Source organism: Mycoplasmopsis bovigenitalium (assembly GCF_002356075.1).
In the GTDB taxonomy this organism is placed as follows: Bacteria; Bacillota_I; Bacilli_A; order Mycoplasmatales; family Metamycoplasmataceae; genus Mycoplasmopsis; species Mycoplasmopsis bovigenitalium_A.
This window is the reverse complement of record NZ_AP017902.1, coordinates 655,065-667,028: the sequence shown is the minus strand read 5'-3', so window position 1 is coordinate 667,028 and position 11,964 is coordinate 655,065. Positions and strand designations below refer to the sequence as shown.

Genomic DNA, 11,964 nt, shown 5'->3' with positions numbered 1-11,964 from the left:
TTTTTTGTTTAAAAACAAACCATAAATAAAATTCTACTTAATTTATATAATTAGTTTAAAATTTAAATTTATATAGGAGGCATCAATATGACAAAAAAAGTTAGAACAAGATATGCGCCAAGTCCAACAGGATATTTACACATTGGAGGTGCTCGAACCGCATTATTTTGCTACTTATATGCAAAACATTTCAATGGCGATTTTATTTTTAGATTAGAAGATACCGATATAAAAAGAAATGTTGCCGGCGGTGAGGCTAGTCAACTTGATAATTTAGCATGACTAGGAATAATTCCTGATGAAAGCCCTCTTAATCCAAATCCTAAATACAAAAAATATCGTCAAAGTGAAAAACTTGACAGATATCGCGAAATTGCAAATCTTTTAATCGAGAAGGGCTTTGCATATAAGGCATATGACAATGCAGAAGAACTGGAAGCGCAACATAGCGAATCAGAAGCTAAGGGAATTCCATCATTTAAATATGACAAAAACTGGTTAAAAATCAGTGAAGAAGAAAGAAAAAGAAGAGATGATTCCGGGGAATTTTCAATAAGATTTTCAATGCCAAAAAATCAATCTCTTAGCTGAAATGACTTAGTTAGAGGGAATATAGATTTTAATTCTAGCGACATAGGTGATTGGGTAATTTTTAAATCTGATGGTTATCCTACATATAATTTCGCTGTTGTTATTGATGACTATGATATGGAAATCACACATGTTTTAAGAGGCGAAGAACATATAACTAACACGCCTAAACAATTGGCTATTTACAATGCTTTAGGCTGAGACGCTCCTCAATTTGGACATTTAACAGTTATAACAAATATGGAAGGTAAAAAACTTTCGAAACGTGACACATCGCTAAAACAATTTATTGAAGATTATAAAAATGAAGGTTATGTTCCCGAAGCGTTATTTAACTTTTTAACCTTGTTGGGTTGAACTGCAGAAGATTCGAGTGAAATAATGTCAAAACAACAAATAATCGAAAAATTTAACCCTTCTAGACTTTCTAAATCGCCTTCTAAATTTGATATTGTTAAAATGAACTGATTTTCAAAACAATATTTCAAAAATATTTCGACTCAAAATCTTATAAGTAAATTAGAAATTGAAAATAATGAATGGTCAACATTATTCGTTGATACTTTTAAAGAAAGTTGCGCAACAATTGATGAACTTAAACATCATCTAAATAAATATTTAAACAAAGATATTCAACCAAGTTTTGATCTATCAAGTGAAGAAAAAATGGTTGTCTCTTGCTTTTTCAATTTGTTGAATTCAATTGAATTTACTATTGAAAACATCCAATTAGCAATCGAGCAAACTAAATCAAAATTATCAGTTACTGGCAAAAAATTATTCATGCCAATTAGAAAAGCAACTACATATGCTGAACATGGTCCAGAGTTGGCTAAAGCAATATATTTATTTGGAAAAGATTGTGTAGTTAAGAGATTAAAATCATGAAATTAAAATTTAAATCAATTGCTCAACAAAACGGTGAACAAAATATTGTTGAATTTGAAGCAGAAACCACTATTGAACAAACAGAATTTAAAGATTTATATGATTCAGAAGTTTATAAATACACTACTTTAACATTCATTGATCCCCAAAGCAAAAAAGCAACTAGAATAGAATTTAATCCAAAAAGAATCAACATGCTAAATGATTTTGCAACCTTGGAATTTAGACTTAATGAACTAAGTGAATATTCAAAAATTAATGTTAATGGTAATAATTTCGGATTAAAAACTTTGCTAACAAATTATGAATTCAGCGAGCAAAATCATAATTTTGAATATAGACTATTCTCAATGCATGATGATCCGATGGGTGAATTTAAAATATTCATTGAACTTTTTGAGTAATTTTGCAATAGACACACATAGCTTGTGTGTTTTTATATTCAAAACAACAAAATAATTTTCAAAAATTAGCTAATTAGTGTAACATTATTACAGATTAATTTAGTGTTTTATTAACAACTAAAATCTGCCATTAACATATAAAGATAAGCTGAAATCATAAAATTTGAAAGGATTTATGATGAAAACAACAGCTTTTAATTATTCGCGGTTTGCATTCAACATAATAATGAAGAAAAAAAGCACAATAATTATGCCATTATTGGTATTAATTAGTTCTTTTGTACTTGGTTTAGTAATTAATTTTGCAATTAATGAAAAATATTTGAGTTTGACTTCATATTTATATGCTTTTGCAATATTAATAATTACAGTAATTTTTGCATCAATAAAAGCTTTGAATATTTTCAAAGATTTTGAGCAAGAAGGACTCGAGTTAATTACCTTATCTAAGCCACTATCTAGAAGCAATTTAGTGCTTGGTAAATTACTAACACTAACCTATTTTGGCTTAATTTGATTAGGTGTTTTAACAATTTCGGCATTGCTAGCTCTTTATGGTGTTTATTCAATAAATTATTGAATTTTATATTCATTATTATATCTTTTTGTTGGATTGTGCACATATTTATTAATTTCATTGATTACTTCATTGATTGCAAATAAATTGAACCAAAAAATAGCAATTACATTGCCATTAGCATTCTTTATACCTCTTTCATTAGGTGGCGCATTGCTTTCAATAAATTCAACAACAAACATAAACAATGCAGCATATTTTATAAACAAGAAATATCCTTACCACTTAGCAGGTAATGAAGCCAATGTTGAACCATTTTTTATAAACAATAATAAAGATGAGTTATTGATTTTACCTAATGGCCTAAATAATGAACAATTCTCAAAACAACAACATCAATATCTAAACGATGTAATGAAGCTATCACAAAATTCATCTATTGAATGACAAGTTTATTCGTGACTATCATTGCCATATCAACTTTTAGACGTATTTAACAAAGACAATAAAAATGTATTTGAAAGCATTCAGCCAAACACTTATAGTAATTTAAGTGACTATGTTTATTACAATGATCTTGATAGAATAACATACAAATATAAACTTGATACTGAACCAAAATATACAAAATACCAAACAATTCGTCAAGGAAAAGCAACAAACAACTACATAACACCTGGCCTAATCAAATCTAATTCTGTGATAGCCAATGTTGCTAATTCTGGGGTAATTTATGCTCGTGAAGGAGCATCGGAAATAAACAATGATTTTCCAGAAGATAATTCACAATTTTCGGCTCAAAACAACTTAGTTGGTAAGCTTCATTGAACAAATGTCAAAGAAGCCTTGGAAGATAAACAGTTCAATAAAATAGCTGCTGAATTTGTTGCAAAAATCAATATAAATAATGACAATTTAAATAATTTACATGATACTTTGATGAGTAAAATTTCTGAGTATGTAAATGATTCTAAAAGCCCTATAAATCAATACAAAAATGCAAACATAACAATATTCAATGAATTCGCTGTTAAAGAACAAAAACTTCAATCAGAAATTGAGAGAAAAATTTATTTTGCAGCTAGTTTAATGTATTACATTTACTTCAACCACCAAGACACAAAACTTTTCAAAGCAATGATCAAAAATACCTCAATTAACAATAGTTATGGCAATAACCAAATTAAGTTAACAATTAACGGATTTTTTTATAAAATAGGTGGATTTGACTCAATAAATAAAGAACTTTATATTAAAAAGGGTGAAAATGGGAAAAATGACAAAGTTATAGTTAGATACAACTTAACAGATTCAAACAATAATTATTTATTCACAGCATCTCCTCAAATGTATTCAATAACTCGCGACAAATTAGTCGTGAATAAAAATCTATATTTTGCACTATGAATTGGCGCAATAACAATCCTATTTACCTCAGTTTATTTTGTATATAAAAGAAAGGAATATAAATAATGATTAAAGCAAAAAATATATTAAAAATTGCTAACCTTCAAAAAATATTCCGCAAAACAAATAGAGGCATAAAAAATGTAAACTTTGAAATTCCTGAAGGTAATTTTCATGCATTTATTGGTGAAAATGGGGCAGGTAAAACAACAACCATTAAAACTATAATTGGCGCTTATGTTGATTATCAAGGAGATATTTTTATCAATGATATAAATGTCAAAAATGCTGAAGCTCGTTCAATAATCGGTTATGTTCCAGAAGTTGCCATATTCCCCCGTGAATTGAGTGTATTTGACTATTTATATAACTTTTCTATCTTGTCAGGTATTGATAAAAATATAGCTAATGAAAGAATTGATTCATTTTTAAAATTATTCGCAATCGAAGAATTAAAAAATGAGAAACCTTACACATTTTCATCAGGGCAAAAGAAAAAAATTCTTTTAATTCAGGCATTATTACATAATCCAAAATTATTAATTTTGGATGAACCAGCAGCAAACCTTGACCCAACTGCTCGTTATGAATTATTTACACTATTAAAAAAACTGAACAATGAAAAAATAACAATTTTAATATCATCACACGTTTTAGCAGAAATTGATAAATACGTAAACTCAGTAACATTAATTCACAAAGGCGAAATTTTATACTCTGGTGCCAAAAACCAACCATTAGAAAGCTTGTTTTATGAAAAAGTTATTTCTTCATAGTCTTACACCAATTTTATTGTCAATTTCTACAATTAGTTGCACTAAAAACATTGAACAAAAGCAAGAAAAAAACGTAAAAAATGAATCAAAGTTATACGAAAATGAGCATATTGCAAAAATGTTGAAAAGTTACACTTCAAATAAAAGCGATGTAGCAAACATTTATATTTCTCAACAAGAAAATCTTCCTTATTCAAAGTTTTCTGAACTTAAATATGCTTTTGTTTATGATCCAATTTTTATTTCAAAAAGCGTTCATAATGTTGGTGGAGAATATCAGTATTTAGCTAATACTTCAAAAAATGTCATCAAAAACACATTATCAAAAGATTGATATTGGACACTAAATAATATTGATAAATTTAAATTTATTTTTAACCCATATGGAGACAGATATCGCGCTTTCAATATAGAAGAAAAATTGTTTGAACACGTTAAAAATGAACTTGGTTCTCTTATTTATTCAATAAAAAACACAACTCCTACAAAGTTAATAACTATTCCATTTCAAGAGATTGAACAGGTGGCTAGATACAACAAATTTCAAGAAAAAGAAACATGATACTTGGTTTATAACAATGTTGCATTAAGAATATTTAAATATAAACATAATGGAAATGTTGTTATCCAAATTCACCCAGATTTACTTTATTTTAAAGATGCTACAAATATCGAAAATGAATTAAAATCAATTGAAAAAGAAATTTACGAGAAACGAAAATCTAAATTTGAAAAAGATTATCAAGAAGAAAAAGAGAGTGCAGCGGAATTCGAAGATGAAGAGTTCAATGAGGAGCAATTTATACAACAATACACTGATGATAAATTTATGGAGTTTCAAGGTATATACCAATACAATGATTATTTTGTTGATGCTTTAAATTCACGCAATAAAATTAACACAAATAGCAATGATTTTGACAAAGATCAATTCAATATAATTAGATTTAGTATGAGGTTTGTAAATGAATAATCTTAAAAAAGTATTGACAAAATTATCATTGCCATTAATAATTTCTACCCCAATTTTAACTGTATCTTGTGCTTCTTATGACTATTCAAAACTAAAATCTGAACGCCCTTCTGGTTTTGATTATGTGCCTAAAATCATTGATCAAAGCCAAATTAAAACAGATAAAATTATCGAGAGTATCCTAAATCAACAATTCAAAAATGATGAAGTTGGTAAAACAGAGTTTGTAAAATCACAAGAGAATAATGAATTACTTTTACAAGAGTTAGCAGCTATTTCTAAAGAATATTCTCGCCCAATGACACAAGAAACTATTGCAAAATTCAATGATTTTTACACAAAAAATTGAATGTTTTTGTTAAGAAACATTGATAAACTGACTTGAAAATACACTAATTGATGAACCCTTGAACCCAAAGGCAATGCTAAACATTCTGAAATTTTCATTGAAAATATTAAAAACAAAGAAATACAAAATGATTTTAAATTCACTAATAATTACCTTGACAAACTTGAAGTAGGTGATGAATCAAGAGAATCACCGGATGATGTTTTTTACTTGAAAAAGTATAAGCTAATTATTAGAATGTTTATAACTCGTCAACAAGGTACAAAAAAGGTTATTTTTGATAAATTCATCTATTTCCCTTGAGCTAGAAACAACAATATAGCCATAAAACTCATCTCAGACATTGTTCATAATGCTATTATTCACCACAACCAAGAAGGATATAACAGCTTTGAACACGATCTTGTTGTTAACTATGGTTTACCTGAACTTGGTGTGTTAATTTTGGGGGGATAAAAATGAAATTTAAAAATATTTTAAAAACACTAATTACTACTTCATTAATTAGTTCTCCCATATTAATAACAGCTTGCAATAAGCAAACAACAAAATTTACTCAGCACACTGAAAAAACAAATGAAAAAGAAAAAAAATGACAACTATTTTTAAAATATGAATATATTGATTCACTTCTTAAAATAGTGTTTGGCAATGATTCTGATCAAAAAGCTAAATATATTAATGAACAAAAGGCAATAGATGACAAATACTTCTCGGAAATAAAAGAATATTTAATGTACGCAAACAACGTAACCGCTTTCCAAAGGTCAGAAGATTTAGGTAAAGTACTACCACTATCTAAATTTAGACCAAAATTAAGTGAGTTATTTAAACGAAATTGACTTTGATTTTTGTTTAACCTAGATCGTTTTACCTTTGCGTACTATGAAACATTTGACCAATTTAAGGCCGACTTAGAAATTCACAGTTTAGATATTCAAAAAAATTCGCTTGATTTAGGAGCATTCCACCGTCCTAAAACTAATCAAGCACTTCAACACGTTATGTTTGAAAATATTAATGAACAAAACAAAGAAATTAATTTCTTTATATTAACTGGTGAAGGGGCAATACTCGAAATAAAACTACAAAAATCAATGCATAATAAAGAATCTAATCCAACTGAAAATAATGAACAAAAAATAAATGTAGAAATATTTACTTATTCGCACATTTACCCTAAACTATTTAAAAATACTGAAGAATTGGAAAAATTTGATCTTTCGAAATATGTTTCTGCATTGGAAATGTATAGAAATGTTTCGGGCGGTAGGACCCCTAAAATCTTATTTGATAATGAATACGGCGGAGAGCCACTTAGATTCACAATTGTCGATGTGGATGATACGCAAAATAAAAAATTGGAAAAGTAAATTCCAATTTTTTTATATTTTTATGAATCAAGAAAAATTTAAGGATTATTAATAATTATTCTGAGGCTTGAGCTCTTTGTGCTCTTCTTAAATCTCTTGCTTGTTCTTTTTGTAGTTTGTGCAATCTTTTTGCTGCACGTTCTTTATTTTTTTGTCTAACAATTTTTCTCATATTTTCCTCATTTATTTATAAATTATAAGTTTATTTTAACATAAACAAGATATTTAGAAAATTCTTTCTTTAACATATTCTTCAATTTCTTTGACTTTGTTCAATCTCTCTCATGGAAGATCTAAATCATCTCTACCAAAGTGGCCAAAATAACTAGTTTGTTGGTAAATTGGGTTTCTTAATTCCAGTTGTTCAATAATGGCAGCTGGCCTTAGATCAAACAAATTATTAATAACTTCTCTAATAAGATCTCTTTCAACTTTTTCTGTTCCAAAAGTATAAACACTGACAGAAACTGGTTTAGAAATACCTATGGCATAAGAAACTTGTATTTCAATTCTTTCAGCAAGTCTTGCGGCTACTAAATTTTTGGCTATTCAACGGCAAGCATATGCGGCAGATCTATCAACTTTTGTACAATCCTTACCACTAAATGCTCCACCGCCATGTCTAGCGGCGCCTCCATATGTATCAACTATAATTTTTCTACCGGTTAATCCAGTGTCCCCAACTGGTCCGCCAATAACAAATCTGCCAGTAGGATTAATTAAAATTTTGTCACAATTTTTGAATCCATATTTTCCCAAAACAATTGAAATAATATTGTTTTTCACAAAATTTTTGAATTCTTTTTCATCATAGTTTTCATCATGTTGTATTGACATTAAAACAGTATCAATTTTTGTTTCTTCATAATCAGTGTAATCAACAGTAACTTGACTCTTCATATCAGCTTTTGCTCACTTAAACTTGCCTTCAATTCTCAATTTATCAGCATATTTTACAAGGTCATGTGCAATTGAAATGGCTAGTGGCATATATGTTTTTGTTTCAGTAGTTGCATAACCAAACATAATACCTTGGTCACCTGCGCCAATTTCATTATTTTCTTGTGCAACGCCTTGGCTAATGTCTGGGCTTTGTTTTTTAATATCTGTGATAATTTTTAATTGATCAGAATAGTAACCTAGTTTAATTAAAATATTTTTAGCAATTTCCACTGCATCTACACTAGCATTCGCATAAACCTCACCACCAATTAACAAAACATTGCCAGTAGCAACGGTTTCAATTGCTACTCGAGCATATTTATCTTGAGTAATATATGCGTCTAAAATTGCATCAGAAATTTGATCGCAAACTTTATCAGGGTGTCCTTGGCCAACACTTTCAGAAGTAAATAATTTTTTATTCATAATATAAAAAAGCTCCTTTTAGTTAAAAAACAAAAGAGCTCTTTTCACAATCTTATTAGAACATGTTGGAGAAATCTCCCTAACAATCCACCTTCCTTAGAGGGGTTGGCATGCCTCAATGCTGTCAAGCTAAGCAACTCTTTATGTTTAAATAAATAATAAACTATTATCACTTTTTTGATAGCATTTTTTTTGATTTTAACCTTATTTTTCGGTTAAAAAGCACCATATTTTTTATTTTTATTTTATCTAATTTATCTTATAATTACATTACGTTATTTAAATATAAATAATTAAGATCTTAACAAAATATTTAAGGAGGAAATTATGGCTATAGTTCCAAAACGTAAAACGTCTAAACAACGTAAACACAAAAGACGTACACACCATGCGTTAGTTCCACAAAACCTTGTAGACTGCAAAAATTGTTCAAACAAAATTCAACAACACAAAGTTTGCCAATTCTGTGGCTTTTATAAAGAAAAAATCGTTGAAGGTTACAAAAGTATCAATTCACGTACCCAATAATAATCCAGTGCACTTTTAATCTGCTTTGCAGATTTTTTTAATATTAAAATTAATATAATAAAATATAAATAAACTATATTTTAAAGAGGAATTATGTGATACAAATATTTTCTTCCAGTCGTTATTATTGCTTGTTTTATTGCATTAATTGCAGTAGTATTTTTAATTATAAGAAATAGCAAACTACAAAATTACAGAGATAACATAAGCAAAATGAGTGCTCAAATTGTTAAAAATAATTCAAATAATAGAGCAGCAATTGCAAGAATTAAACATTTGTCAAAAGATTCAAATAGATACCAAAGTGATTTAACTAAATTAGGAAATATATCTCAAAATATCGAAAAAATTACAATAAAATTACAAGAATGTAAAAATAATTTTTTAGAATCTCTAAAAAAATATAATTTGACTGTCTGCAAGAAAAATTATTTAAATTTTATTTCTGCTCATAAAGAATATATAGCATTAAATTCCGAATTTTCTGCTATTAGCGACACAATAAATAAACACTTAAATGTGATTGAAAACGTTGTACTTAATTCCTTTGAGCTTTTAAATCAACTTGATAAAAAGTTAGATGCAAATAAAAATAATTTATCAGTTTCCCACCCTTTACTAAAAAAAGAATTGACTGAACTTAAAGGAATAACCATTGAACTAGAAAGTCAAAAAAATTCTCGTAACTTACGTGATGTTTCATCTATTTTAACAGAGCAATCAAAACGTCTAACCGCTTTTGCAGAAAAAATAAGTCACATTGAATCTATAGAATGATTAGTCTTTAAATATTTGCCTAAAACTATTGAAAAAGCAAAAGAATCAGGAAAAATTAAAGACTCAATTGACAGTATTAAAAATAACCTTTTATCAATGCAATCAAACTTTAAAAATAGATTTTTTCAAGATAATTTAATGGATGCAAAGAAAATATTAAATCAAATTAATATATTAATTAAGGAAGAAGAATTTGAAGAAGAATTCAAACAATTTGCAACCAAAACAATATCAGATTTAAAAGAAATTTTAAATAATGCAAGACAAAAATTGAGTGAAATTAGTGAAAAAGTTAAAATTGCTAAAAACAAAGATATATCACAATATTATGAGGCATTAAATAATTTTGATACACAATTGAATGAATCAAAAGACAATGATATTTTACAATTAACAGTCTTGGTGAGTTCAATTTACAAATTCATACTTGATATTAACAAAATAGTATACATTGATACAAAATTAAATAAAAAATCAGAATATTTACACTATTTATTAAGAATGTTAGAAGTTTGATATATAAAAATAATTTCAATGAAGAATTCAATGGAAAATTCAATGGAAAATCAAACAAAATTTAACGAATTAATTAATATTTACGAAACATTACAACAAACACAAGTTAAACTAACTAAATTTGATATAAAAAAGCTTTCAAACAAACTTATTGAAGTTTACCAAATAGCAATGACAAGCAAAATTTATTGCGCAATGTCAACTAACTTAATAAATAAATTATTGCCACTCAGACTAGATAACGAAAATATTGATAAAAAAATTAGATTAGCAAACTCATATTTAAAGGAATTTAAGTATAAACAAGCTTTTAAAATGTTGCATGACACAATAAACAAGGAGAAATTGAATGTACACAAAAATATTAATTAGATATGGTGAATTAACTTTAAAAGGGAAAAATAGACAAAATTTTATAGACATTTTATCAAGAAATGTTTCAAGTGCCCTTGGCGAAAAACCACAATCAAAATATGATCGAATGTTTGTTAGTTATTCACTTGATAATCTTGAAAAACTTGGCAACGTCTTTGGAATAAGCTCATTTTCTCCTGTTATTGAAGTTGAAAATAATATTGATGAAATATTCAATGCAGCAAAACAATTAGTTTCAGAAGATACACAAACATTTAAAGTATCAGCCCGAAGATCTAATAAAGGTTTTGAGCTTAATTCTTCCCAAATCAATACAAAATTAGGTGGATTCATACTATCAAGCTTCCCATCAATAAAAGTTGATGTACACAATCCACAAAAAAATATAAATGTTGAAGTTAGAGAAAAATCAACATTTATATTCACTGAAACAATCAGAGGACTAGGTGGACTACCTGTTGGTGTTTCTGGCAGGGTTTTACACTTGATGAGTGGCGGAATTGACTCGCCAGTTGCCGCATTTGAGCTAATGAAAAGAGGGCTTGAAGTAACTTTTCTTTCATTTATTTCTCCACCCCAAACTGATGAACGAACTGTTAATAAAATGAAAAATCTAATAAATGTATTGAGTAAATACCAACAAAAATCAAATTTGATTTTAATAGATTATTCACAAATTCTAAATTACATCTCTCTTGTCTCAAACCCTTCTTTTAAAATAACATTACTAAGAAGAAGTTTTTATAGACTTGCGTCAATGTGAGCTGATAAACAAGGCTACATAGCTCTTTCAAATGGCGAAAATTTAGGTCAGGTTGCTTCACAAACTCTAGAGTCTTTATCAGTAATAAATGACTCATCAAACAAATTAGTTTTAAGACCATTACTAACAAAAGATAAGGTTGAAACTATTGATATCGCAAAAAAAATTGGCACTTATGAAATAAGTATCATTCCAGCAAATGAAACCTGCGAGTTATTTGCTCCAAAAGAACCAGTGACAAAACCTAAATTAACTCAAGTTGAGAGACTAGAAAATGAACTTTCTGAATTAAAAAATTTTGAATGTAATATAATTGAAAAAAATGTTGAAATTATCAAAATAAAATAATAAAGGAGCAA

11 protein-coding genes are annotated in these 11,964 nt (G+C 27.7%); 10 read left to right on the top strand and 1 reads right to left on the bottom strand.

Annotated features, from left to right (window positions below; all coding sequences use genetic code 4):
* The first annotated feature begins 87 nt into the window (after positions 1–87).
* The 7 genes from gltX to MBVG596_RS02890 all read left to right on the top strand — a co-directional run bounded on the left by gltX (position 88) and on the right by MBVG596_RS02890 (position 7,278).
* Positions 88–1,485 (top strand): glutamate--tRNA ligase, encoded by a 1,398-nt coding sequence (gltX, locus tag MBVG596_RS02920; protein WP_096386998.1) that lies wholly within the window; start codon positions 88–90, stop codon positions 1,483–1,485.
* The gene (locus MBVG596_RS02915) at positions 1,476–1,883 is read left to right on the top strand and encodes a hypothetical protein (RefSeq protein ID WP_096386995.1); all 408 of its coding nucleotides are present in this window, start codon (positions 1,476–1,478) and stop codon (positions 1,881–1,883) included. Before gltX ends, MBVG596_RS02915 begins: the two co-directional genes overlap by 10 nt.
* Positions 1,884–2,061: 178 nt before the next feature.
* Entirely contained in the window at positions 2,062–3,873 is a 1,812-nt protein-coding gene (locus tag MBVG596_RS02910) for an ABC transporter permease (RefSeq protein WP_096386992.1), read from the top strand.
* The gene (locus MBVG596_RS02905) at positions 3,873–4,583 is read left to right on the top strand and encodes an ABC transporter ATP-binding protein (RefSeq protein ID WP_096386989.1); all 711 of its coding nucleotides are present in this window, start codon (positions 3,873–3,875) and stop codon (positions 4,581–4,583) included. Before MBVG596_RS02910 ends, MBVG596_RS02905 begins: the two co-directional genes overlap by 1 nt.
* The gene (locus MBVG596_RS02900) at positions 4,561–5,556 is read left to right on the top strand and encodes an aromatic motif membrane protein (protein WP_096386986.1); all 996 of its coding nucleotides are present in this window, start codon (positions 4,561–4,563) and stop codon (positions 5,554–5,556) included. The genes MBVG596_RS02905 and MBVG596_RS02900 overlap by 23 nt, the downstream gene beginning before the upstream one ends.
* The gene (locus tag MBVG596_RS02895) at positions 5,549–6,361 is read left to right on the top strand and encodes an aromatic motif membrane protein (RefSeq protein WP_096386983.1); all 813 of its coding nucleotides are present in this window, start codon (positions 5,549–5,551) and stop codon (positions 6,359–6,361) included. Before MBVG596_RS02900 ends, MBVG596_RS02895 begins: the two co-directional genes overlap by 8 nt.
* Before the next feature lie 2 nt (positions 6,362–6,363).
* Positions 6,364–7,278 carry an aromatic motif membrane protein gene (locus MBVG596_RS02890; protein WP_096386979.1) on the top strand — a complete coding sequence of 305 codons (915 nt, stop codon included), beginning with the start codon at positions 6,364–6,366 and terminating at the stop codon, positions 7,276–7,278.
* 225 nt (positions 7,279–7,503) lie between these two features.
* On the opposite strand, the gene metK is transcribed toward MBVG596_RS02890, so the two are convergent.
* Positions 7,504–8,646, bottom strand: coding sequence for a methionine adenosyltransferase (gene metK, locus MBVG596_RS02885; protein WP_096386974.1), 1,143 nt, complete (start codon positions 8,644–8,646; stop codon positions 7,504–7,506).
* Between the two features lie 327 nt (positions 8,647–8,973).
* Here metK and rpmF point away from each other — a divergent pair, with 327 nt between their 5' ends.
* From rpmF to thiI, 3 genes are all read left to right on the top strand, one after another.
* On the top strand, positions 8,974–9,174 hold the full coding sequence (gene rpmF, locus MBVG596_RS02880) for a 50S ribosomal protein L32 (RefSeq protein ID WP_096386970.1): 201 nt from the start codon (positions 8,974–8,976) through the stop codon (positions 9,172–9,174).
* Positions 9,175–9,267: 93 nt separating this feature from the next.
* Entirely contained in the window at positions 9,268–10,839 is a 1,572-nt protein-coding gene (locus MBVG596_RS02875) for a hypothetical protein (protein ID WP_096386967.1), read from the top strand.
* Positions 10,817–11,953 (top strand): tRNA uracil 4-sulfurtransferase ThiI, encoded by a 1,137-nt coding sequence (thiI, locus tag MBVG596_RS02870; RefSeq protein ID WP_096386965.1) that lies wholly within the window; start codon positions 10,817–10,819, stop codon positions 11,951–11,953. The genes MBVG596_RS02875 and thiI overlap by 23 nt, the downstream gene beginning before the upstream one ends.
* Positions 11,954–11,964 lie beyond the last annotated feature (11 nt).